This is a genomic window from Dehalococcoidia bacterium (assembly GCA_041653995.1).
In the GTDB taxonomy this organism is placed as follows: domain Bacteria; phylum Chloroflexota; class Dehalococcoidia; order GIF9; family UBA5629; genus CAIMUM01.
In genome coordinates this window covers 138,868-161,990 of record JBAZEK010000004.1, presented here as the reverse complement: position 1 = coordinate 161,990, position 23,123 = coordinate 138,868, and the positions used below count along the sequence as shown (strand labels likewise).

Below are 23,123 nucleotides of genomic sequence, written 5' to 3'. Positions count from 1 at the left end.
CGGTCCCGGCACCGATATCGCTGGATGGACCTGGACTGTAATTGGCGATGAAGGTGGCAGAGGGGGTGGCGGCAGCGCATCACCCGCAGGTAGTTCAGCCTGGGCGACCAGAATGGGCGGCTCAGGATCAGATGTGACCGTGGCCTCCTCCACAACAGTCGGGGTAGTTGTCTCTGTGGCTATGGACGTTTCCGACGATGCCGGTGCGTCGTCCGCAGAGGCAGGTGCCAGCGGCAGCATTAAGACAGAGCAGACAAGAAGCGCTGCCGCCAGTAACTGAACAATTTTTTTAGCAATCATTTTAACCTCCTCTTTGATTACTATGGTTGCTATATTTTAAAGGTGATAATCAATTTATCGGCCAGCTCAATGACATCGCCGTCCACGAGGGGTTGCTTGCCGCTTTCGCGGATCTCCTCGCCGTTGAGCCTGGTGCCGTTTGTGCTGCCCGGATCCTCGATGTAATATTTTCCATCCTCATACCATATGTTGATGTGCTGTCTTGAGATGAACGATGCCCGATCCGACGGCAGAAGTTGTTCAAAATCCTGGCGGCCGAGCGTTCTGGTATTGCCGGCAAGCAGCATCTCGCCGCCGTCGGGCATGATTAGCTTGGCGGGAGGAGCATCCGTGACGGAAGTCGACGCAGCCGAGGTGCCCGCTGTGGATGTAGCTGCGGCGGATGTAGCTGTACCTGCACTGGCGGCAGATGTGCGTGGCAGCTGCGATACCTTTGGTCTTTTCACCATCATAATCACTATTACGATCGCCGCTATAGCCAGCAGCGCCAGCAGGCCGTAAATGAGGTAGGGCGGTTGCTCGACGGTAACTGCGACGGCTGCCGTCTGCGTCGTGCCGTCGATATAGGTGGCGGTGAGGTTATACGTGGTCGTTTGATTGGGCGCTACTATCGTTGTGCCCGCGGCTTCGAAATTCCCCAGCCCGTCGATGTACACCTGTAAGGCGGCGGGGGCGTTCCATGAAAGCACGGTGGACTGCCCGGACTGTATGGTTGGTTGCTGCACGCTCAATGCAGGCGACACCCTCGGTATAACGTTGATAGTTGCGGAAGACGTCACCGTGCTTCCCGAGCTGCCTGTAGCCGACAGTGTGTAAGTGGTGGTCGCGCCGGGTGTTATGGTTGTCGATCCGGATGTCCCCACCGTGCCTATGCCGGGTGATATGGTAACGCTGCTGGCGTTGCTCGTGGTCCAGGTCAGTGTGACCGTTTGTCCGACGTCTATCGACGATGCATTTGCGCTGAAGGAATTGATCACCGGCTGATAGATCGGCCTGGGTGACGGCCCGCTGTAAGGAGAAATGCTGCCGCGTGTGTAATTGAAGCTCAGAGTGCGCTCCGACCATGAGAAGCCGGAGTTGTACCACATCTTCCAGACATAGAGCCCGTCGGGATCCCAGGACTCGGCACTGAACGGCCCGATGCGCCATACGCCCGCATAAGGCCTGTACCACCTGTAACACAGCCAGTGTCCGTAGGGTGTGGTCCCCGACGGATAGTATTCCCACAGGTAGAAGTAACCCGGGCCGTTAAACGAGACAAGCAGGTAGCACAGGTCGTTACGATAAAGATTGTAAAGTGTTTGGCCATAGCTGGTTACCAGGTAGGCGTTTACGATGGATCCGGCTGCTCCTGCCGGAGGCGAAGGCGGCACCGTCATCTGAAGGCTGGGCCAGGTCTGGTTGTAAGTGTCAACACCAACCGGCGGCTCGACCATTTCCCCACCGTCGTCAGGCGGTTGCCAGCTTTCATCGGGATTAATTGGCGGCGACGGCTGTGCCTGAGCCGGCGAAAATACTGCAGCCGCAGCTGATAAAACCATACACGCGATCAGCAGCGGTATAATTATTCCTTTCATATATATGAAGCGCCTCCCGGTTGGTGGATGTATCTTCATCAAGTATAAGTGCACATTCCACCCTCTGCTTGACCCCGGCCTGACAGGTTCCTGACAAACACCTGATAAAAAGACGGATCGTCGGATTGTACCGGTACCGGACATGGCCCTCATGAAGGAATAAAGAGGCTAATGGTTGGATCGGAACTTCAGGCTGGTCTTGCCGGCCATCTCGATAACGTCCCCGTCTTTCAATTCCACCGGGCCGGTGTCACTGATATCGATGCTGTTGACGACAGTGCCGTTGGCGCTGCCCATGTCCTCGATGGAAGCTTTCCCGTCCGTGAAGCTGATCTTGAAGTGCTGTTTCGATATCATCCCCAGCTCATCCAGTCCCAGCGACCTGGCGACCTGGGCCCGTCCGATAATCTCGCTTTCTTCGCCCAGACGGATATTCAATCCGTTGGGTAATTCCAGGAGGGCCATGGCTGCGCCGTGCAGTGGAGATTTTGGTGTAATACCCGGCTGCTCCAGTAATTCCACCAGCGGCTGCTGTGCAGTATGCTGGACGTTGCTCCGTTCGCGCATGCGGCGTCGCGCGTACAGTGCCAGGAGCACTATAATAACCAGGGCGGAAGGGGCAATCAGCAGGAAAAGGGGATTGGTCAGGAGCTTCAGCAGATTGTTGTCCGCCGGGGCAGGCTGTTCGGGTGTTGAGGGTGTGGCCGGCTGAGCCGGCTCTTGAAGACCCCTTATGTAGTTCCAGTAGACAAGGTGGCTTCTCTGCGCTTCGCTGCTGTCCGCCGCCCATTGGCCGTTTCCGTAAAAGAAAAGCCTGTAAATATGCTGGCCCTCCAGTTCGTCCTCTCCCGGCCGGAAGAGCCCGAGCCTCCATTGGCCCTGCTCTTTCAATTGCCATTTGTAGGTAATCCATCTACCCTGGTCATATGTGTCCGATGGGTAGTATTCATATATATACAGCCAGCCCGGCATATTGATATCGACATCGAGGTACCATTGCTCGTCGCCTGTGAAGCTGGCGCCGCCTTTGGCGGATGACCCGTGTATAGTCGCAACCAGATCAGGCGATTCGTCTGAAGGCAGTGCAGTAGCGCTGTGCAATATGAAATTAACGGGCGGCTTAATTTCAGGATGCTGGGTATCATCCATTGGATCCGGTATTGTGAAGTTGTCGGTCGGCGCGCCCATGGCATATGCGCATACGTGTGCGAGGGCTACTGCGCTGAGGGAAGCGAACAGGACGGCCAGCGCAAATATCAATGCCGTTATCGGCCGTCTCATTTAGATACCCCCACTTCTTTCATCGCGCATTCGTTTGCAGACAGAAGCGCTGACCGCATGGCTGTAGCGCTGGCAAATCTGCTGCCCGGCGAAAACATCACGGCCTGGGCTAGGCAGTGCGATGTCCTCGCCGAGATACCCGCCGAGATCATGTAGTCCGCTACCTTGCCGGCCTCGCCGTAGCTACGCGGCCAGTTGGTGCGGATCAGCTCGATACACAGGTCGTTGGGCTGTCTGAGAGTGAGCAGGTAGATGCAGGTCTGCGCCAGGCCGCACAGGTCGCAGCGCTGGTCGCTCTCGCCGCCTATGAATAATTCGGGTATGTCAAAACCCTTGTTGGCTATTTGGGTGAAGGGATCCGTCTTGACCGTGTCCTTCTTCATACTCTCCAGGCTTTTGGCCGTGCCGAAGTCGATCAGTTTGATGCCGCCGTTTCCGCTGAGCATGATGTTCTTGGGATTGACGTCCCTGTGCACAATACCCGCAGCGTGGATATAGGCCAGGGCGTCCAGCGCCTGTCCGGCCCAGGTCAGGAGCTTCTGCTCGCCGGCTGATGTCCTGGGAGAGGACGACATGATGGTTTCGCCCGTTACGAGCTCCAGTACCAGGTGGAATTCTCCTTTGTAATAGAAATCATCCAGGTAGGTGACTATGTTGGGATGCTGCAGCCTTTTGAGGAAAGCGGCTTCCTGGCGCAGCTTGTCCAGATACACATTATCCATGGTGGTGCCCCTGCGGGGCGTCTTGATGATGCATTTCCTGCCGCTGGTGCGGTCCCTGGCCAGCCAGATGTTGGCCATTCCTCCCTGTTTGAAGGCCGGCGCTTTAAGCTCGTAGCGGCTGTTGATGCGGTGCTTGCTTGCCGGTTGGGCCTGCTGTTGCTGCGATCTGCCCTGGCGCCGGGCTGAGGCGTTCGCCCTGTGCCGCTGGACCGCCTGGATAATGGCCACTGTGACCGGTATGCTGGTGAAGATCAGCGCAAAGACTATGACAAAGATGGTCGGATCGTCCATCAGGCTGTTTTCACCCCCGTCTTTGCCGATACCAGCGCCTGCCAGGAGGGGAGGCCGCCGGGCCGGGCGATGATAACCGATATGTTGTCGGGACCGCCGGACAGGTTAACCTGAGAGATCAGGTCCGCGCAGGCCTGCGCGGGACTCTGCGAGGCAAGCACCGTTTCTTTGATTCTGTCAGCAGGAAGCACCCCGCACAGGCCGTCAGAGCACAGCAGTATGTTATCGCCGGCGTAAAGCTTGATTTGTATCAGGTCCGGCAGGCTATTATCATTGTAACCCAGCACGCGTGTTATCTCGTTGCGGCGTGGATGTGTCAGGGCTTCCTCCGCCGATATATGCCCGGTATCCACCAGCTCCTGCACCACGGAATGGTCCGTTGTGACCTGAATAATCTCCCTGGTATTGATAATATAACAGCGGGAATCTCCTATGTGGGCAACGTACATGTCGGGGCCTGTGACAAGGGCTGCTGTGAGAGTGGTGCCCATGCCCTCCAGCGACCTTTCCGACGCAGCTTCGAGGACGGCCTCGTTAGCCTTGCTGAAGGCGGAGGCCATCACGGGCAATCCGGGCGCCGCCTGTTTGGCCAGCAATCCAGAGACGCATTCGGCCTGGAAAATCCTGATAGCCAGGTCGCTGGCTATCTCTCCGGCATCATGTCCACCCATACCGTCCGCGACCGCAAACAGGCCGGCCGATACGGTACCTGCATGTGTGCGCAGATCAAAGGTGCTGCAGAAAACACTGTCTTCGTTGAGTTTTCTCACCAGGCCGGTGTCCCAGCCGTAACCTGTCTCCAATCAAAGCTCCTTTATGTGCATATCAACTTAACCTGAAGATGAGGGTGGCTCCCGGCTGTCTGGCCAGCTCTATGCTGTCGCCGTCCCTGAGAGCCAGTCTGCCTTTATGATGTATATCGATATTATTTACCCGTGTGTGATTGGTGCTGCCGGTGCCGTCGCGCCCGTGGTCCTGAACAAAATAAGTGCCGTTCTCACGTGTTATCAGCATATGTTGCCGGGAGATGCTCATCAGCGCATCCTGTGGAAGTTTGCCCTCGAAGTTGCTGCGTTGAATAAACTGGGGATTGTCCGTAAGAATGATCTCCTCGCCTCCCTGCATGATCATCCTGGCCGCGGCCACCTGGTCTGCAGCTTCAGCAGCTTCCTCCAAGACGGTCTCGCTGCTTGTACATTCCTTTTCATGCGCCAGGTAATGCCCGCAACTGTAGCAGAAAAAGCTGCCGGCTCCATTCAGGCCCTGGCAGGCCGGGCAGATGACACTGATATCGATTATCTCTTCCATTACGATCACATCATTCTATGCGGCTGAAAAACCGACTGCTTGACAGCTTTCTGACGAATACCTAATATAAATCTGACATCTTTATTATCTATGATGGTTGCCCTTGATATATTATACTGCAAGAGTAAATACAGCCTGCATATAGCAGGAGGTCTGTTGTGGCTTTCATTATAGTCAAAAAGGGCGACGCTGAAGACATCGGCAAGATTTTTACCCTCAGACAGGCGGCCACGGTCGTCGGACGGCGTACTCCCCAGTATAAGCCGGATATCGAATTAAATGACGAGGCGGTATCCAGGCGGCATGTCGAGATACTGGAAAAAGAAGGCCGTTATCAGATAAGAGACCTGGGCAGCACGAACGGGACTGTGCTCAATGACGACAGGATACTGGCGGGCAGGTTGTATGATCTGAAACACAATTGCAAGATCGGGCTGGGTGTGGCAGCGGGGCCGGCGCACTCACTTTTGATCTTCAAAGAGACGGAGAGCACCAATTTACTGGGAGGAAAAGGGGTGGGAGCAAGCCACAAGGCTGTAGCGACGGATGTAAGCTGGCTCAAAGTGGATGAGGCCAGGAAAGAGGTGCATGTGGACGGCGAACCCGTGAAACTATCGCGCAAAGAGTACGAATTACTTAATTACCTTTATGAAAACGCCGGCGTGGTCTGCCTGCGCGACGAGATTATCAAAGCCGTATGGTTCGATAGTCTGGATCCGGCTGCCATTTCGGACGCAACGCTCGACCAGCTCGTGCACCGCCTGCGGGAGAAGATAGAGCCGGACACAGCCAACCCCTGCCGCATTATCAGTCGTAAGGCCTTCGGCTACATGCTGGTATAAACTAATATTTGAACGGCCGGTCCTTCCACCAGGGATAGAATGCAGGCATATCCTTGCTCGGCTTCATGGGGAAGGCGGGCTTCCTCTTCTCGAGAAACGACATGATGCCTTCTTTGGCATCGGGCACGCCGAAGATCCAGTTGAGCGCCTTAGACTCTACCTGGTGGGCTTCCATGGGATGGTCTGCGCCCAGCATCTTCCACATAAGCTGGCGGCAGAACGCCACTGAAATGGGGGATGAGTTGTTGGCGATGCCGGCGGCGATCTCACGTGCCCGTGGCAGCAGAGCCTCGGGCTCCAGCAGTTCGCTCACCAGGCCCTTCTCGAAGGCCTCCTTCGCGCTGAACACCCTGCCGCTGTAAACCCACTCGGTCGCAACGCCCATATTTACCAGCCGCGTTAAAAACCAGCTGGCGCAGCCATCGAAAACGATGCCGCGCCGGCAGAACACCAGTCCCATTTTGGCATTGGTCGAGGCGATACGGATATCCATGGGAAAGGTCATGGTTATACCGAAGCCCACTGCCGGCCCGTTGATGGCTGCTATAAGCGGTTTCTTCATGTCGTATATGCGCAGCACGACGATGCCGCCCTCATCCCGGTGCGGCTGATCGTCCTCCCTGCCCATGAAACGTTCCATGAAGTACGAGCCCTTGGCTTCCTCTCCCCCTCCCAGGGCGGCCCCTGCGCTGAACGCCCTGCCGGAGCCGGTGACTATCACCACACGCACGTCATCGTCGTTATCGGCTCTCTCGAACGCATCAAGCAGCTCCGTGCAGGTGGACGCTGTGATAGAGTTCATCTTGTCCGGATTGTTGAGCGTCAGCGTGAGAATACCCTCCGACACTTCGTATTTAAGCTCCTTGTACTCCATGGGTTCCTCCTTTATCAATAATTTGAATGGCCTTTTGTCTAAGGCCAGGCTCAGGACGAATAAAAACCTATACCTGTATGGAGATACCGTGGTTTCTCAGATCGGTAAGTATCTCAAAAGCCGCCCGGTGCCCGGTGTAAAGCAGTTCCGACACGCCCTTGTCTGGCCCCTGTTTATAGGTGATCCTGAGATCGCATGCGGCCAGCTTGCTGTTGAGACAATGCTTGCTCCCGCCCGGCGGATTGTAGTAATTAAGGCCTGCGAACAGCTCTTTAGGGGCATGCATGCGGCCTTTGATATCGATGTCGTCGTCGCATGAAGCGAAATGCCAGTCGAAATAGGTGAACCTTCCCTCCGCTCTGATCGTCTGCATTACGTTGTTGAGCTTGTATTCCCTGCCTTTGTGCCTGAGCGTGATGAGCGTCATGCGGGGTGTCCAGAGAGGCCCTATTTTAACCCTGGCTGTAGCCACCTCGAGGAAGCTGTCATGGTTGTTATCGAACCCGGCGACCTGCCCCCAGGCGTAAAGGTCGGTATGCTTTGATCCCCAATTGTGGTTCTGGCTGCCTATCCAGTTCTCGATTTTAATCCGGTTGCCGTCGACTTCCAGAGTGCCGTTGAATCTGGCCATGGGAAGCGGAACGCAGAGCTTGGCTTTGGGGAAGTTGCCCGAATACATTTTCATGGGCAGGGGGAAGATGGGCCGGCTGTCCCCGCTATATTTTAGGTCCCAGGTGATAGTATTATTGTGGGATGCGGCGCTGCCCTTGAGCCAGTCCTTCTGCAGAAAAGCGTCTCCGATCGTAACATCGAGGTCTGAACGGCTGAACGAACACTGGCCGATATGCAGTTCCTTTTTTACAGCCGTGCTGGTCGAAGTTTCGCCGTTGAAATAGACAGCCCAGAGCTCGCCGATGGCCTTGTCGGGACGGCCGTGGGGATTGAAGACGGTGTACCTTATCCAGAAAGCCAGGGGGCGTTCAGGATGATTGGCGCGCAGGAAATAGCTCTCGTAGTGGCCTGTCCGCTGTCCCGGTTGGTAGATAGCGCAGTTGGCTGCGTCCAACCATTCTTTCTCTGCTATCTTCATCATTAACCTCCCGTAGCCCGATAATCATAACGTAAAACCGGCTAAAACTAAATGCCGCCCTCGATACAGTATTCCCGCAGTGTGTTCAGGGCTGCGAAAAACTCCTTCATCATGGTACCCACGGGGTACATGCCGCGCCTGGTGACCGAGATCATGCCGTTTTTCTCCTGGATAACACCGGCAATTTTAAAGAAAAGCAGCTCCGCCCACAGCCTGGAGTGGATATCCGAATTGAAGCGACGTTTGAACTGCTGCGTGTTCAGTCTCATGCCGAAGAACCTGGTCAGCATGTAGTAACGGTACTGTTCTGTTGCGGAGAGATGGCGCGTGCGTACTATGGGCAGCCGGTCTTCCGCGATCAGCCTGTGATAGCCCTCCAGCGAGAATGAGTTGACCAGGAAATCGCCTCCCAGGAAGCTGACGGACCCGGCGCCGACGCCGATATAGTCGTCGTAATCGATGATGTATTCGTCGATCATCAGGTCGCCGCGCGAGAAACACCAGGCCGTCGAAGCTTTATATCCGCCGTCCAGCAGCTCCTGCAGGATCAGCTCGTAGAACTGCTTTTCATGCGAGGTATCAACTTTGCGGAACTTCCTGGTCAGCGCGTCCAGTTTATGGGGGGAGGGCATCAGCGGGTAGAAAGTGGCCTGGTCCGTACCGAGCTCCTTGAATATCCTGATGTCGGAGAGGAACTGCTCAGGGGTTTGCGTGGGGAAGTTGAACATCAGGTCCACGTTGACCGTATCGAATTTACCCTGGGCCAGCTTCAGCTTCCGGATCGAGTCCTCGCCCTTGAAGAGTGTCCTGCCCATGGCCCTGAGAAGCGCGTCGTCGAAGCTCTGAACGCCGACGGACAGGCGGTTGACCCCCAGCTGGTGAAGCTGGTCGATGGTCTCCGGAGTCAGCTCGCGCGGGGTGGTCTCAAGGGAGATGCGCCTGATCTCGAATTTCGATCTGAGGAAATCGACGAAGCTGGACAGTTCGTCCATGAGGACGGTGGGCGTGCCGCCCCCGAAATAGAAGTCGTTGAATTTGAAACCCAGCGTGGCGTACATGTCGACCTCCCGCCGCAGGTCTGCGAAGTAAGAGCGAGCCTGCTCCTCCTTGAACAGGTAACGGTTGAAGCAACAGAAGGGGCAGAGCGTTTTACAGAAGGGGATATGGATATAGAGGGAGACATCGCCGCCGCGCACACGTCCTTCACGGGCGATGTGGCCGGTATCGATATCACCTGTAAATCTGAGGAAGCTTTTTCCTGATTGGTGTACAACGGCGCCGACGAACCAGGGGATCATGGGGCAAATTATACCCTAATCCTTCTCCGCCCTGCCCTCTCCCGAAGGGAGTAGCGTCAGCGCAGTGCTTTTGGCCTCAGGTCGGGACAGGTGATCCAATCGGTTATCGGAAGCAACCGGCCCCGTTCGATTTTAAAGATCATGGTCTGATCCGGCGCAGGTTTGCTGTCCGAAAACGAGTAAACGGTCATGCCCAGAGGTTTAAAGTCTTTTAGTTTGAGAAACTCCTCCCGCAATGTAATGCCGTTGAGCTTCTCCCATCCCTGTTCTTTGACTACCTGGTTCATGCAGTGTCCTATAGTGTAAGTGATCGGCCACACGTTGAGATAGCCGATGGTTCGCTCGGAAGGTTGCCTGTTATTCTTATCGAATGCTGTGAGGGCTTTGACAACACCTTCCACCTCTGACATGGACCAGGAAGCTATGCTACGAGGCCCGATCAGTCCTTCCATAAGAGGCCCGCCCAGGATTATGGATGCCTCGTCGATGCCCCAGGGACCTGTGGCGCGATGAACCTTGCCCGGCTCCGTGCTGTAGAGCTCGTGTTCGAGCATGTTCAGTGACTCAGCGGCCGAGCTGATGATGATGGGCCCCTGTCCCAGCGTATTATCGTATACCCAGTTGGCGTCCGCCTCCCTGATTTTCTGCATTTGCGGCGTGACATCCTTCACATCCGTCTTGAAAACATCTTCATAGACAAGCTCAATCCCTCTGGCAGCAATGAACTCCCTGACTTCCTCATTGATAACGGCCTTGCCATAAGGGCTGTCCCAGGTGAGGATGGCAAGCTTTGCCTTTTGACCGGTACGGGGAGTCCAATCGTCGCTCAGCCACATTACGAAGGCGCCCAGGGAATCCGAGTAGGTAGGTATGGTGGCTAACTCGTAGCCTATCGGGTAAATCCCCGGTGTCCCACTGGTAAAGCACAGTATTCCATCATCAGTGAAGTTCCTTTGCAGCCTGACCGACTCCTCGGTGCCGGAAAGCACCATGACCGACGGGTACGGTTTGGACTGTTTAAAAATCTGGTAGGCGGTCAATGCCTCATCAAGCTTGCCGCCCGTATCAATATATTTGTACGTGATGGGAACGCCGTCCACCCCCTGCATCTCCTGGTTATACCAGGCTGCGAAATCAGCGAAGCCGCTCAGCTTGGAAGATGTCGCAGGAGCATAAAGCTGGCTCAGGTCGCCGAAATGATAGATTACGACCGTTTCCGGTTTGCCGGTCAGCGTACTGGACAGATTGCCGCAGGCCGATAAAGCTGCAGGCAGAATTATCAGTGCAAGGGATATCGCGATTACGGCCAGGATTTTTCGTGTACTCATAGTCAACCACCTCCACTTGAGATATGCTCACGATTCCTGACGTAATTGTAGCATATAGCAGTAAGTGTGTCATAACTGACTAAAATGAAGAGGGTTACCCTGCTACTTTTTCTCAAGCAATCCCATGGCGCGGTCCACCTCGCGGGCGCGGTGGTAATCGACGTTGAAATATTTGGAAGACCACAGGTAGCCGAAGCTGCTGAGGAAGCCGATGCCGGATATGACGAGGAATGACGTTTGTATGTTAACGGCGTCGGAAACGGCCCCCATCAATATGGGACCCCACATGCCGCCCAGGATGTAGCCGGTGAGCATATAGAGACCCATGGCCGTGGAGCGCTGATAGGCGGGCACGATCTCCTGCACCGCGTTGAGCTGGGCCGCGACAAAGGCAGTGGTAAAGAACACGCCGATAGCGAATAGCGGCAGAGAAGCCAGGTAAGTGCCGGCTGCCATGAAGATGCTGGCCAGCAGCATGACTACAACGATGACCAGCACCTTGTTGCGCGGGTTGTGCTGGGAGACCTTGTCCGTCACCCATCCGCCCAGCGGCATGGCGATGATGGCCGTTAAAGCCAGGCCGGCCGAGACTGAGCTGGCCAGCACCGTGTCCATACCCATGTAGCGATTCAGCAGCACCGGCACCCAGGGCACGTATCCCAGAACGTAGCACATCTCGAGCGCGATAGTGAGATAGAGGATGGGCAGTGTCTTGATCTTTACGAATTCCTTGAGCGTCGAACCCAGCGCGTTACTGCGGGGAACGTCCCCCGCTTTATTAAGCGCCGATTTGTCTATCTTATAGTCGGGTATGAACCAGGCCAGTAAGCCGAAGATGATGCCCGGAGCGGCCACGGCCATAAACGCCGCCTGCCAGCCGAAGCTCTTGGTGACGAATCCTCCGATCAGGAAGCCGACGGCCGAGCCAAAAGGTATGGCCACTACCCAGATACCGGTAACCAGCGCACGCCGGGCCTTCTTGACCATGGCGGCGATAAGGGCCATGCCGCCCGAGACGAAACTGGCCTCGCCGACTCCCACCACGGTACGTGTGGCCAGCAGCTGCCCGAAGTTTATACAGAAACCGGAAAACAGGCTGGCCACGCTCCAGATAACGGACATTAGCGAGATCATTTTGGACCGGCTCCAGCGGTCGATAAGGTAGGACAGCGGAAGCGCAAAGACCGCTACACCGATAAGCACCACGGACATCAGCCAGCCCACCTCGGTATCGCTCAGCCCCAGGTCGGCCTTTAAGGCCGGCGTCATGGGCCCGATCACCGACCGCAGCGCGTAGTCCATCATATAGAGGACGAAAAGGACTACTATGGTGTACCATACCTGCCACGGCTTAACTTTGATCAGGACATCGCTATTTTCCGTTTGCCCTTTTTTCATCACAACCTCCGGTAATTATTATGGCTCTATCATACAGCAATCAGCCGCCTTATTTTTTTACAACAGTGGCAGAGCAGTTTCCCTGTTTTCCGGCATTAACCGTGAAGCCGACTTTTGCGCCCTCGACCTGCCTAGGTCCGGAAGCGCCCCTCATCTGCCATGTAAGCTCGCATACCTGTGCCATGGCCTGGGCCGGGATAGCTTCTCCAAAAGAGGCACAGCCGCCGCTGGTGTTAACCGGCATCCTGCCGCCAATACCCGTAACGCCTTCCCGCAACAGCTTCTCAGCGTCTCCCCGCTTGCAGAGCCCGATCTCCTCGTACCAGCCCAGCTCGAAGGCGGAGCTGAGATCGTATACTTCCGCCAGGTCCAGATCTTCCGGGCCGATGCCCGCTTCTTCGTAGGCGTTGTAGGCTGCACGCACTCCCATGCCGTTGTTAAAATCGAGGTCACCCGAGTCGCTGGCTATATCCAATCCATAGCCTCCGCTCCTGGGGTCGGGGTATTTAGGAGTAGCTATTCCCACGCTGGCCAATCTGACAGGCTTACGGGTGTGTTTTTTAGCCGCCTTCATGCTGCTCAGGACGATTGCGGCCGCGCCGTCGCTTGTCGCGCACAGCTCATACAAGCGCAGGGGATAAGTTACCATGGGTGATTTGAGCACATCCTCGACGGTAAATGTTTTCTTGAAGCGCGCAAGGGGATTGAGCGATCCGAATTTGGCGTTTTTTACCTTAACCATGGCAAGGTCGTTTTCGGTCATCCCATAATGATGCATCCTGTATGTTGCCATGAAAGCAAACCCGGTGGGATTGGTCAGCCCCAGTACCCTGAAACGCTGTGAATCAAGGTCGTTAGGGTCGTCTTCCCGGCCGACGGTAGTGACACCGAAAAAACCGGAGGGCGAAATGCTGGCCGCAACAACCAGCACATAATCACAGAAGCCGGAGTTGATGTAGGCCTGCGCTGTCTTCAACGCGTATCCGCCCGTTGCGCAGGCATTGTATACATTGACCACCGGTATACCGTTGTTGCCTATTTTCTGCGATAATCTGCAGCCGGCTAACAGGCCGTCGACGCCGCTCCAGGGATCCGAGCCTGCCACGACAAACTGGATGTCCTTCCACTCCAGGCCGGCGTCTTTGAGGGCTTTTTGAGCTACCTCGAGGTTCAGCTCGGGAACGCTCTTATCTTTTATTTTTCCCCAGGGATGCATGGCCACTCCCAGAATAGCTACTTCATTCATTATTTCACCTCATAATTTAATGCTGATATTTGTTTGGCCCGCTATTTGCGAGCAGGCCTGAACTTCCATGCCATAACGTCGTTCCCCTGGCTGTCCTCGTACAGCTTCTCAATCACGACGTCCATATCCATGCCGACCTCCAGGTTTTTTTCATCGAAGCCGGAGGAAATCTGGCCGGTGATGCTGATGCCTTCAGGCAGGCTGACCATTCCGACGCCGAAGGGAACAAAAGGATCGGGGGCGTGGTATGGCGGCGGCGGCGAAAAATAGTTGACGGAATAGGCCTCTAATTTGCCTTTGTTGCCGAGCATTACCAATTCCATGGCCCCGTCTTTTTTACAGTTCGGGTTACGGCATACCTGTGCCGGCGGGAAGAAATAGCCGTTGCACAAAGAGCATTTGCTGGCTATGATATGCGGCTCCCGGGGCGGCATTGTGAACCAACCCTGGATGGCGGGAACCTGCTGTTTTTGCGCGTTTTGATCGCTCATGGATGACCTCCTTAATTCATATCCAATCTTTTTTTCTTACCTAAGCTTCGTGGTATCGAAGGAAGTTTTTGCCCCATCGGGCATGTAGTCGTAGAACCCTTTGCCTGCCTTCTTGCCGAGGCGTCCGGCCTGTACCATCTTGTCGATCAGTGTAGAAGTCGGAGCGTAGGATTCTACTCCCATAGACTTAAATGCCTGGCCGACACGCTGGTAGACATCCAGCCCGGCGTAGTCCGCCATCTCGAACGGCCCCAGGGTCCAGCCATAGCCGTATTTCATACCCGTATCGACATCCTGAACCGTGGCAATGCCCTCTTCCACCAGGTTGAGGGCCTCGCGGAAGGCCGTGCCGGTGATACGGTTCATAATGAAACCGGGTATGTCTTTCATGACTTTCACCGGATATTTATTAAGCGAAAGTATGAAATCCACGCTTTTCTGAAAAACCGCTGCGGATGTTTTTTCACCTTTGATCACTTCAACCAGCAGCATCAGAGGCACCGGACCAAAGAAGTGCAGCCCCACCATCCTCTCCGGATGCAGCGCATCCGAGGCCAGGCGGGTAATACGTATGCTGGACGTATTGCTGGCCAGTATAGTCTCCGCCGGACAGATAGTATCCAGTTCCTTGAAAAGTGCTTTCTTGAGCTTTTCGTCTTCATAAACCGCTTCGATGACCCACCGGCACTTTGAGGCGATGGCAAGATCTTTTACTGCGCTGATCCTTTCCTGCACGGCTTTAGCCGGATCCTTGAGCAGGCCCTTGCTCTCGAGTTTGCCGGTCGACCAGCGGATATTGGCCAGGGCTTTATCCAAAGCCTCCGCATTGGAATCGTGCAGATAGACGCGGTAGCCGTTCTGGGCGGCAACCTGTGCGATGCCGGTGCCCATAAAGCCGGCGCCGATGACGAGAATGTTTTCCATGCAAATTCTCCTTCTGACTTTTATATTCGGCCTGAACGGAAATTGGCCGTCCGGACTAACGGATATACCAGTCCTGAACTGCAACTGGCGATAAATATCATTTCTCGGCCAGCAATTGCTCATGCTTGACCCTGTCCATATCGGCGATATAGGGTCTGGAAGCCATGAAATAGCACAGGCCGCCCAGAACACCGCCCAGGGTAGCAATTATCAGCGCGGTGCCGAGCGCCTGCGCATCCTGCCCCAGCGCGTTGGAGATAGCGCCGACCAGGTAAGGGCTCCAGCCGCCGCCGAATACGTACATGAAAAAGATCATGGCGCCCCATACAAGCCCTTTCTGTGCTACGGGTGCGACATCCTGCGCCATGGCCATGATGCAGGGGATCGCCATCACATTTAAAATGCCGTAGGTGATGATCAGGACCATGCCCAGCGGCCCTTTTAACTGTAAGAACAGGGCTGCCGCAAGGAAAAAGGCGCTGAGTATAATGGTGATCGCCGGCACATAGAGCCTGCCCCTGGGATTTTTCCTGAACCATAAATCCGCCAGGAATCCGCCCAGCGGCGAGCCGATGATGGCGGCCAGCACGATGGGAACAAGTATGCTGTTGGCGGCCTGCACATCCACTCCCCAGGCACGTCCGATAAAAGCCGGCGACCAGAAGAGAAATGACATCGACATAACGTTGGCCAGGCCGTAGCCTACGAAGGTCCAGACCAGGGTGGGGATTTTGAAAAGGCCGGCTATTGAGTGGACGAAATCCACTTTCACGCCGGGCGCCTGGTCTGCATCCACGGTCTTGTAATCCTTCATAAAGAATGCCATCAGGCCCAGGGCGATGCCCGGTATGGCGAAGATGAAGAAGGGCGCCTGCCATCCGTACTGCTTGGCTATGATGCCTCCTGCCAGTGAACCCAGCGCTATTCCCAGCGGCACCGCCGCACCAAATACGCCCATGGCTATGCCGCGCGCCTTTTTCGAGTATGCTGCGCCGATCATGGCCGAGCCGCCCGGCACAAATCCGGCTTCACCCACTCCGACAAGGCTGCGGGGGATGAGGAAGCTCCAGAAATTCCAGGCAAATCCGTTGGCGGCCGTGAACATACTCCAGAGCAGCGCCATTATGCCGACGGCCTTGCGCCTGCTCCAGCGGTCTATCAGATAAGAAATGGGAAAAGAGAAGACGGCGATGCTCAGCAGAAATACCGTCCCCAGGATGCCCATGTCGCCGTCGTTAAGCCCCAGGGCGGCTTTCATGGGCTCTACAACGGCGGCCACGACCTGCCGGTCCATAAAATTAACCATCAGGAGGAGAGTGCAGGTGATCAGTATATAAAGCTTCCCTCCCGCTCCGGCCTTATATTCTTTTGGTGCTCCTGTATCTATCGACACTAACCTCCTCCTTATTTAATGGACTATTATCGTATCGTTCTGCCGATTGCTATTCTTTTTACCAGTCCAGGCCTTTGGATCTGCGGACTTTCCTGTAATGGTCCATGGTCTGCTCGAAGGCCTCGGCCCTGGCCAGCGTATCCTGGGGATTGAAAACACGCTTGTCGATGATATCGCCCTCGACCCACAGGGTAGGCACGTCCAGCTTTTTAAGCAGGAAATCCTGTATCGGTCGGAGATTGGAACTTGCTGCGCGACAGGAGATGAGCGGGTGCAGAAAAAAGCCGTCGGCGCGATATCCCCCGGCGTAATTCAGATAGCATGCTACGATGGGATTATTGATGCTGTTCTTCCTGGCATGCGTGTGTATATTGAATACGAAGTTACGGGAGAGGCGTGCCAGCTTCTCTACGGGATCGCTGATCCTGCTCAGGTCCGGCGGTTTGGGGGCATGATAGCCGTAGCCTTCGAAGACGAAATTCCAGCCCTTCTCGGCCAGGCTGTCGAAGAACTTGAGGCTGTGCCATGGGGGCAGCTCGGCGAAGATCAGCCGGTACCTTTCGGGATAGTTGATGGCTGCTTCTTTATTCTTAATCCTCTCCTGTACCTCGGCCAGCATGTCCCGGTACAGCTTGAGCGCAACCTTCATGTCGCCGGCGAAGAAAAGCGACGGAGGCATGCTGCTCCAGAAGTCCGTGCTGTGCATGGGCCCGGGAATGGCCTTGCGGGCCTCGCTGATCTGCCAGACGGTTTCGTGGATCTGAATTGCTAGCTCCATCAGCTCTTCGAACCTGTTCCAGTCCATCTTTTTCTTGAAAAGCTTCTCCAGGAAAGAGATGTAATCGTTGAGCTCTTTAACCAGGAACTTCACCTGGTACCCTTCGAGGTCCTCCTCCGAGCCCTCGGCAGTGCCCATCACCGGCATCTCAAGGCACCATTGCGGGGTATCGAAATACCTGGCCAGCGCCTGAAACCATTTGAAACGCGCATCGCAGAAAATGCCCGAGCCGAGCAATAGCGATGGTCGGGCCATCCCGCCCAGCGGCGCATCGGGTGGTATCCTTCCCCCGTTTTCCTTCATCATGCGGTACGAATAGCCGATGGTACTCCTGCCGTATCCGCACATATGTGTGGGGAAGCCGTCGGAGTCTGAAGCATCCAGGAACTGCTCGGCTGTGCCGGAGGCTGCCAGCAGCGTGGCGTAATTCTCGGGATAGATGATGTTGAGGTCCATGGCCTTGAGGGGTATATCGCCTTCGAAGATGGTAAGCATGGACCATACTGTAGGTCGGCCCTCTTTGCTGGCCTGCAGCGTGTCGACATAGTCCTGCTGAACCAGGTTGCGCAGCGGGTACATGCTCTTCAGGCGGTTGATGGCCCTTTTCTTTTCGGTTTTTGCCGTAGTTTCCGTTTCACTCATAAAACACTCTCCCTGTGCAGAAGAGAACTCCCCAGGCGGGGGAAGCAACTATTCTCAGAACGCAGTGAATATAAATTGGATAAAATACGAAGTTTCGATACCGGTTGCTATATTATTCTGCTGTCTTTGCCCTTCCAGTATTTTTCCTTGACCAGGCGGCGTAATATCTTGCCGGTGGGAGTCATGGGCAGCTCTGTAACGAAGTCCACCGTGCGCGGACGTTTATAGCCGGCCAGCTTTCCCTTGGTGAATTCGACGATCTCTTCCTGCGTAGCGCTCATCCCGTCCTTCAGCAGGACCACCGCCTTGACCGACTCGCCCCAGAATTCGTCCGGCACGCCGACGATGGCCACCTCTCTGACTGATGGATGTGCATAAATAACGTTCTCAACTTCGGTGGGGTAGATGTTCTCGCCGCCCGAGATGATCATGTCGTTTTTGCGGTCAACCAGGTACAGGTAGTTCTCCTCGTCCACATATCCCATGTCACCCACGGCGCACCAGTCGCCGCGGAAGGCGGCCTTGGTGGCCTCGGGATTCTTAAGGTATCCTTTGAAGATATTTATGCCGCGGGTATATATCTCACCTATCTCTCCCGGTTTCATCTCATTGCCGTCGGGGTCCAGTATCTTGATCTGCTTGCCGAAGACGGCCTGCCCCACAGAATTCAGCTTTCTGAGCTGGTCCTCGGGGCGCAGAGCGGTTACCACGCCCGTCTCGGTGGCGCCGTAGCCCTCGTAGAGTTTGCCGTTTTTAAAAAAGGATAGTATCTCTTTCTTGGTTTTGGCCGATATCGGGGCGGAGGAGGAGAGCAGCGTGGTCATACTCGAGACGTCGTATTTATTGCGCACTTCTTCGGGCAGGGCCAGGATAATGTTGTACATGGTCGGCACCATGCTGGAGATATTGACCTTGTATTTATCGATTATCTGAAGTATCTCCTCGCCGTTGAATCCGCGCAGGTGATATATATGGATGGTCATGCCACTGAGAAAGGAAGCCATGACATTATTGATGGAGTTGGAGTGGAAGGTAGGCATCACGATCAGGTTGACCATATAAGAGGTCACGAACTCAAGGTTCATGACCACGGCGGTCTCCACGCCTGTTTTGTGCAGGGTGACTGCACCCTTGGGGAAACCGGTGGTGCCTGATGTGTAGCCGATACATAAAATGTCTTCGGGATCGATTTTTACATCGGGCTCTGCCGTGGAACCTTCTTTTACCAGGTCCTGATAAAGGCCTCCCGCATCGCGGAACTTCTTACTCCCCACCACCCAATATTTGTCCGCCGGGATCTGTTTAATGTCCTTGGCTGCTGTTTCCATTGTGGGAATGAACTCTTCTCCCATTATCATGGCGCAGGCGTCGGAGTTGTCGACGACATACTTGATCTCGGGCGCCTGGAAGCGCCAGTTGACCGGGACCATGATGATGCCTGATTTAGCGCAGGCCATGATCAACTCGACGAACTGATAGCAGTTCATGAGCAGTATCGCCAGCCTGTCGCCCTTCTTTAATCCGCCGGCCAGCAGGTTATTGGCAATGCGGTTTACACGGCGGTTGAGCTCCTCGTATGTGAAAGAGGCATCATCGCCGACAATGGCATTGCGCTTGGGATACCTGTTGACGCTGTTGAGCAAAAGTTCGCCTACAACCAGGTTCATGTTTGTAATCCTCCTGAATTAATTGAATTTAGTGATCGTAATCTGATCTGGATTTCGCGCCGCCGCCGTTACTGCCGCTTTTTGCCATCGGTCGATTCATCAAAATTTGAGATTATTTTTACGGCGTTCTCCGTCCACTCCAGCAAAGCTTCATACTGTGCAAGGGTCCGGTCCACAACCAGCGTCCAGTAAAGCTTATCCAGCGGGTCCGCCGAGCCCCACAGGTCGGATTCAATGGCAGGTTTGGCCATCGACTTATATTTCTCAACCACGTTTTTCAATTTTTTATTATATTTTTTAATATTGTTAACCATGTCTTTTTTAGGTGCGCGGCTTCCATACCATATCTTCACCAAAAGTGTTTCACGGGGAACAACAAATTCGGGAGGCTCTTTGAGCCATCTCGTCAGTTCAGCCCTGCCCTTGTCGGTGATGGAGAACACGTTTTTATACGGGAGTTTTGCCTGATCCACTCTCTCGCATTCGATCAGTCCATCCTCATTCAAAACGTTTAGTTTACGGTAAATCTGGCTGAGCGAAGGCCGCAGCGGCTCGAAAAACATTTTCGACAGGTCGTATCCTGTTTTAGGACCGTAACTGAGGAATCCCAGCAAGCCGTGTTTCAATGACATGTCAATAAACTCCTATGATAGGTACTCCGATAGACAGTACTCGCTTAAGTATATATAGACCTGGGTCAATATATGACGCCGAATAAGATAACATATGCTTGAAATGCATGTCAAACCCGATAGTAATTGGAAGCAGGCGGGATCAGGTTAATTTTGAATCAGGTGCGGATGATTCGGCCGTGCTAGGCAGCACGGTCCCTTGCGATCAATGCCGCGCCCAGTGCGGCGATGATGCGGGGGTTCTGAGGAACCAGCACCTTGAGCTTCAGCTTTTCCTCGATGCTCCGGACGAGGCCGATATCGAGCGCTCCGCCTCCGATGACAGCCACGTCCGGCCGGATGTTTACGCCGCGCGTCAGAGCGCTGACCTTATCGGCGATGGAGCGGTGGATGCCGGCCACGATGTCCTCCGGCTTGTCGCCCTGCGCGATTCGCGTGATAACCTCGGTCTCCAGGAACACGGTGCAGGATGTGGAGAAGCTGGACGGCTGCGTGGATTTTAAAGAGAGCGGACCCAGGTCCTCGATGTTCAGCTGCAGTATGCGCGCCACCAGCTGCAGCAGGCGGGCGCTGCCCGTGGCGCAGATCTCGGAGATATTGAAGTTGATCACCTGGCCTTTTTCATCGATATCGATGAGCTGGCTGCCCTGTCCGCCGATGTCCACTATTGTGCGGGCGGAAGGGAAGACAAGGTTGACGCCGCGGGCGTTGCAGACGATGACCCCGTGATAGCTGTCGGCCGCAGCATTGCGACCGCCGGTGCCCGTGGAGCTGCCGGCCTTGATGTCCTCCGGCTTGAGGCCGGCCCTGTTCAGTACCTCCTCTTTGAGCGCGGCTGCCGTGGTGGCATAATTGTTGCCCGAAGGTATCACGACTGACGCGATAATTACCCTGTTGTCATCTATGATGACGGCCTTGCCGCCGACGGATCCGATATCGATGCCAAGGTAATAGGCGCTCATTTAGCCTTCTCCCCGAAATCCACACGGGCCTCGGTAAGCTTCTTGTCGCGGTGCGCCTGGTATTCGCCGCGCTGCACCAGCTTGAAGGCCTCGTCGCGCGCCAGAATGGCCGCTCCCAGCGAGCCGGTGATAAGCGGCTCCTCGGGAATGAGCACGGGCACGCCCAGCACGGTCTCCATGGCTTTGACCATGCCGGCGTTCTTGGCCACACCGCCCGTGAAGACCACCGGCGCCTCCACCTTGAGCTGGCGGGCCAGCTTGACCACGCGTGTGGCTATGGCTATATAGACTCCCGCCAGTATATCGGGCAGGGGTTCCCCCGTTGATAGACGTGAGATGATCTCCTGCTGGGCGAAGATGGTGCACAGGCTGTTGATCTTGACCGGCGTATCGGTCTGGAGGGAGATATTGCCCATCTCGTTGAGGTCCAGCCCCAGGGTTTCGGCGGCCACCTCCAGGAACCTGCCTGTGCCGGCGGCGCATTTATCGTTGGTCAGAAAATCCACAAGGCGGCCATTTTTTATTTTAAGCACCTTGGCGTCCTGTCCCCCGATATCAATGGCCGTCTTCACATCGGGAAACAGCGCAGCCACCCCTTTAGCGTGGCAGGTCAGCTCGGTGATCTGCTTGTCGGCAAAGGGCACATTGACACGGCCGTAGCCGGTGGAGACTATATAGGCGATATCCGCGAGCGGCAATCCGCCCTTGCGCAGGGTATCTTCCATGACCTTGTTGGCGCGCAGTCGGTGCTGGGCGCCGGTGGGGCCGACAACATAAGCCAGCATCTTGCCTTCGGCATCCACAATTGTTGCCTTGGACATTGTGGAGCCGATATCGATGCCGGCGAAATAAAGGCGTGAGATCAGATCATCGATGCCGGGCACGGTGCTACCTTATCCCAGCGTCTCCAGGAATGCCTCAACCCTGGTCTTGATGGGCGCCAGTGACCTTTCGCTGTAATCGTGCTCGATATAGATGCTGGGAATGCCCAGCGTATCGAGATAATGCCGCAGGTTGGGCACTTCGTAGCCGTGAGTGTCGCAGTATTTGACGCTCTGCAGGATTGCGCCGTTGACTTTCCAGTCGGTGACGGCCTTCTTGATATAGTTGAACCTGCTGTCCAGATCCCTGTCGTAGTTGCGCTCAAGTTCGTGATGCGCGCTGTCCCGGTACGTGCGAGGACACTTGAGATCGACCAGGTAGCGCTGCGCCAGGGAGTGCAGATTATAAGGGGCTTTAACGTCCGCCCAGAATGCCCTGGTGCCGACGCAGGTGTCATCGACTACGACATCGGCATCTGCGCTCTCTATGAGCTCATAAAGCGACGTGTTGTCGAAAACGGGTCCCCATACCAGCAGGCGAGCCTTCTTTTTAGCAGGCTTTATACTGCGTTCCTTGACCTCTTTGATGACGTCTTCCAGGAGTTCATTGCCTTCATCCACGGGCAGGCTGAAAAGGGCCACCAGTACTTCTATATTCTCCACGGATGTCAGCAGGGGCGGGTCGGACTTGCGCAGATCGTAGAGATCCCTCACCAGCTTGCGCTGTTTATTATGAAGCTCACAGGCTTTCTTCAGCTTATCGTCGGTCAGCTTCTCGCCGGCCAATTCTTCCAGGTGACGTTTGAAGGAGTTGATCTGCCCTTCGAAGTAGTCGACAGCCGGGTCGTGGTCGGTATGCGGCACATCTATCAGGTGTGTGAAGGGCGCGTCCTTGACGTAATCGCGCCAGGAAATGATCAGGGTCATTCCGATATCGCAGGTATGCGCTCCCACGATGCCGTCCAGGAAGTCGAATTTGCCTTTGAGTCCCAGGTCGATGATGCTGCGCAGGAACGGGCAGACCACGGTGGTGGATACCTGGTCGGCGGCGGTGATCGGCTCGCTCATATCGCCGAAGACGCGGAACGGCACGAACCCCAGTGCGCTGATGATCTCGACAGGCGGGTAGAGGCAGATATAGCCGATGATCTTCTTGCCGGCCTTACGCAGCTCGCGCACGCGCAGTCCCCTGTCCGCATACACCTCATGTGCTCTTGAAAGACCCCTGGTTGTAGCTATTACCATTTCAATCTCCCGA

At 55.3% G+C, this 23,123-nt stretch carries 22 protein-coding genes; 2 read left to right on the top strand and 20 right to left on the bottom strand.

The annotated features are described in order from the left end of the window. The first annotated feature begins 112 nt into the window (after nt 1–112). Nucleotides 113–280 (top strand): hypothetical protein, encoded by a 168-nt coding sequence (locus tag WC359_11450; GenBank protein ID MFA5401050.1) that lies wholly within the window; start codon nt 113–115, stop codon nt 278–280. Between the two features lie 49 nt (nt 281–329). Here WC359_11450 and WC359_11445 read toward each other — a convergent pair whose 3' ends face one another. From WC359_11445 to WC359_11425, 5 genes are all read right to left on the bottom strand, one after another. Continuing rightward, the gene (locus WC359_11445; protein ID MFA5401049.1) at nt 330–1,877 is read right to left on the bottom strand and encodes an FHA domain-containing protein; all 1,548 of its coding nucleotides are present in this window, start codon (nt 1,875–1,877) and stop codon (nt 330–332) included. A gap of 168 nt (nt 1,878–2,045) precedes the next feature. Next, entirely contained in the window at nt 2,046–3,158 is a 1,113-nt protein-coding gene (locus WC359_11440) for an FHA domain-containing protein (protein ID MFA5401048.1), read from the bottom strand. Next, nucleotides 3,155–4,171 (bottom strand): serine/threonine-protein kinase, encoded by a 1,017-nt coding sequence (locus WC359_11435; GenBank protein MFA5401047.1) that lies wholly within the window; start codon nt 4,169–4,171, stop codon nt 3,155–3,157. The genes WC359_11440 and WC359_11435 overlap by 4 nt, the downstream gene beginning before the upstream one ends. Next, entirely contained in the window at nt 4,171–4,974 is an 804-nt protein-coding gene (locus WC359_11430) for a Stp1/IreP family PP2C-type Ser/Thr phosphatase (protein ID MFA5401046.1), read from the bottom strand. The genes WC359_11435 and WC359_11430 overlap by 1 nt, the downstream gene beginning before the upstream one ends. Nucleotides 4,975–4,996: 22 nt before the next feature. Next, nucleotides 4,997–5,479 carry an FHA domain-containing protein gene (locus WC359_11425; protein ID MFA5401045.1) on the bottom strand — a complete coding sequence of 161 codons (483 nt, stop codon included), beginning with the start codon at nt 5,477–5,479 and terminating at the stop codon, nt 4,997–4,999. A 158-nt stretch (nt 5,480–5,637) separates the two neighbouring features. Between WC359_11425 and WC359_11420 the strand changes: the two genes are divergently transcribed. Continuing rightward, nucleotides 5,638–6,321, top strand: a complete 684-nt coding sequence (locus tag WC359_11420) for a winged helix-turn-helix domain-containing protein (GenBank protein ID MFA5401044.1) — start codon at nt 5,638–5,640, stop codon at nt 6,319–6,321. Between the two features lies 1 nt (nt 6,322). Here the strand turns inward: WC359_11420 and WC359_11415 are convergent, their stop codons facing one another. The 15 genes from WC359_11415 to WC359_11345 form a co-directional block, all read right to left on the bottom strand. Further along, complete coding sequence (locus tag WC359_11415) at nt 6,323–7,195, bottom strand: crotonase/enoyl-CoA hydratase family protein (protein ID MFA5401043.1); 873 nt, start codon at nt 7,193–7,195, stop codon at nt 6,323–6,325. A gap of 67 nt (nt 7,196–7,262) precedes the next feature. Next, complete coding sequence (locus tag WC359_11410) at nt 7,263–8,288, bottom strand: hypothetical protein (protein ID MFA5401042.1); 1,026 nt, start codon at nt 8,286–8,288, stop codon at nt 7,263–7,265. A gap of 44 nt (nt 8,289–8,332) precedes the next feature. Next, complete coding sequence (locus WC359_11405; protein MFA5401041.1) at nt 8,333–9,583, bottom strand: coproporphyrinogen III oxidase family protein; 1,251 nt, start codon at nt 9,581–9,583, stop codon at nt 8,333–8,335. A 56-nt stretch (nt 9,584–9,639) separates the two neighbouring features. Continuing rightward, nucleotides 9,640–10,911, bottom strand: a complete 1,272-nt coding sequence (locus WC359_11400) for an ABC transporter substrate-binding protein (GenBank protein MFA5401040.1) — start codon at nt 10,909–10,911, stop codon at nt 9,640–9,642. A 102-nt stretch (nt 10,912–11,013) separates the two neighbouring features. Further along, nucleotides 11,014–12,309, bottom strand: a complete 1,296-nt coding sequence (locus WC359_11395; GenBank protein ID MFA5401039.1) for an MFS transporter — start codon at nt 12,307–12,309, stop codon at nt 11,014–11,016. Nucleotides 12,310–12,358: 49 nt separating this feature from the next. Then, nucleotides 12,359–13,555 (bottom strand): lipid-transfer protein, encoded by a 1,197-nt coding sequence (locus WC359_11390; GenBank protein MFA5401038.1) that lies wholly within the window; start codon nt 13,553–13,555, stop codon nt 12,359–12,361. A 41-nt stretch (nt 13,556–13,596) separates the two neighbouring features. After that, entirely contained in the window at nt 13,597–14,046 is a 450-nt protein-coding gene (locus WC359_11385) for an OB-fold domain-containing protein (protein ID MFA5401037.1), read from the bottom strand. A 36-nt stretch (nt 14,047–14,082) separates the two neighbouring features. Further along, on the bottom strand, nt 14,083–14,970 hold the full coding sequence (locus WC359_11380; GenBank protein MFA5401036.1) for a 3-hydroxyacyl-CoA dehydrogenase family protein: 888 nt from the start codon (nt 14,968–14,970) through the stop codon (nt 14,083–14,085). Between the two features lie 97 nt (nt 14,971–15,067). Further along, nucleotides 15,068–16,363 carry an MFS transporter gene (locus WC359_11375; protein MFA5401035.1) on the bottom strand — a complete coding sequence of 432 codons (1,296 nt, stop codon included), beginning with the start codon at nt 16,361–16,363 and terminating at the stop codon, nt 15,068–15,070. 58 nt (nt 16,364–16,421) lie between these two features. Beyond that, nucleotides 16,422–17,783: a 2-hydroxyacyl-CoA dehydratase family protein gene (locus WC359_11370; protein ID MFA5401034.1), complete on the bottom strand. Its 1,362-nt coding sequence runs from the start codon at nt 17,781–17,783 to the stop codon at nt 16,422–16,424. A gap of 107 nt (nt 17,784–17,890) precedes the next feature. Further along, a complete protein-coding gene (locus WC359_11365; protein ID MFA5401033.1) occupies nt 17,891–19,450 on the bottom strand; it encodes a long-chain-fatty-acid--CoA ligase in 1,560 nt (519 codons plus the stop codon). A gap of 68 nt (nt 19,451–19,518) precedes the next feature. Then, nucleotides 19,519–20,082 carry a helix-turn-helix transcriptional regulator gene (locus tag WC359_11360; GenBank protein ID MFA5401032.1) on the bottom strand — a complete coding sequence of 188 codons (564 nt, stop codon included), beginning with the start codon at nt 20,080–20,082 and terminating at the stop codon, nt 19,519–19,521. Nucleotides 20,083–20,264: 182 nt separating this feature from the next. Further along, nucleotides 20,265–21,044, bottom strand: coding sequence for an acyl-CoA dehydratase activase (locus WC359_11355; GenBank protein MFA5401031.1), 780 nt, complete (start codon nt 21,042–21,044; stop codon nt 20,265–20,267). Further along, nucleotides 21,041–21,928 (bottom strand): acyl-CoA dehydratase activase, encoded by an 888-nt coding sequence (locus WC359_11350; GenBank protein MFA5401030.1) that lies wholly within the window; start codon nt 21,926–21,928, stop codon nt 21,041–21,043. Before WC359_11350 ends, WC359_11355 begins: the two co-directional genes overlap by 4 nt. Nucleotides 21,929–21,937: 9 nt before the next feature. After that, nucleotides 21,938–23,110, bottom strand: a complete 1,173-nt coding sequence (locus WC359_11345) for a 2-hydroxyacyl-CoA dehydratase family protein (protein ID MFA5401029.1) — start codon at nt 23,108–23,110, stop codon at nt 21,938–21,940. Nucleotides 23,111–23,123 lie beyond the last annotated feature (13 nt).

Coding starts and splice junctions, on each gene's coding strand:
- WC359_11405 (MFA5401041.1), bottom strand. CDS start 9,583: ATGATCCCCTGGTTCGTCGGCGCCGTTGTACACCAATCAGGAAAAAGC.
- WC359_11440 (MFA5401048.1), bottom strand. CDS start 3,158: ATGAGACGGCCGATAACGGCATTGATATTTGCGCTGGCCGTCCTGTTC.
- WC359_11435 (MFA5401047.1), bottom strand. CDS start 4,171: ATGGACGATCCGACCATCTTTGTCATAGTCTTTGCGCTGATCTTCACC.
- WC359_11385 (MFA5401037.1), bottom strand. CDS start 14,046: ATGAGCGATCAAAACGCGCAAAAACAGCAGGTTCCCGCCATCCAGGGT.
- WC359_11400 (MFA5401040.1), bottom strand. CDS start 10,911: ATGAGTACACGAAAAATCCTGGCCGTAATCGCGATATCCCTTGCACTG.
- WC359_11380 (MFA5401036.1), bottom strand. CDS start 14,970: ATGGAAAACATTCTCGTCATCGGCGCCGGCTTTATGGGCACCGGCATC.
- WC359_11360 (MFA5401032.1), bottom strand. CDS start 20,082: ATGTCATTGAAACACGGCTTGCTGGGATTCCTCAGTTACGGTCCTAAA.
- WC359_11395 (MFA5401039.1), bottom strand. CDS start 12,309: ATGAAAAAAGGGCAAACGGAAAATAGCGATGTCCTGATCAAAGTTAAG.
- WC359_11365 (MFA5401033.1), bottom strand. CDS start 19,450: ATGAACCTGGTTGTAGGCGAACTTTTGCTCAACAGCGTCAACAGGTAT.
- WC359_11390 (MFA5401038.1), bottom strand. CDS start 13,555: ATGAATGAAGTAGCTATTCTGGGAGTGGCCATGCATCCCTGGGGAAAA.
- WC359_11425 (MFA5401045.1), bottom strand. CDS start 5,479: ATGGAAGAGATAATCGATATCAGTGTCATCTGCCCGGCCTGCCAGGGC.
- WC359_11370 (MFA5401034.1), bottom strand. CDS start 17,783: ATGAGTGAAACGGAAACTACGGCAAAAACCGAAAAGAAAAGGGCCATC.
- WC359_11345 (MFA5401029.1), bottom strand. CDS start 23,110: ATGGTAATAGCTACAACCAGGGGTCTTTCAAGAGCACATGAGGTGTAT.
- WC359_11415 (MFA5401043.1), bottom strand. CDS start 7,195: ATGGAGTACAAGGAGCTTAAATACGAAGTGTCGGAGGGTATTCTCACG.
- WC359_11450 (MFA5401050.1), top strand. CDS start 113: ATGGGCGGCTCAGGATCAGATGTGACCGTGGCCTCCTCCACAACAGTC.
- WC359_11410 (MFA5401042.1), bottom strand. CDS start 8,288: ATGATGAAGATAGCAGAGAAAGAATGGTTGGACGCAGCCAACTGCGCT.
- WC359_11355 (MFA5401031.1), bottom strand. CDS start 21,044: ATGAGCGCCTATTACCTTGGCATCGATATCGGATCCGTCGGCGGCAAG.
- WC359_11445 (MFA5401049.1), bottom strand. CDS start 1,877: ATGAAAGGAATAATTATACCGCTGCTGATCGCGTGTATGGTTTTATCA.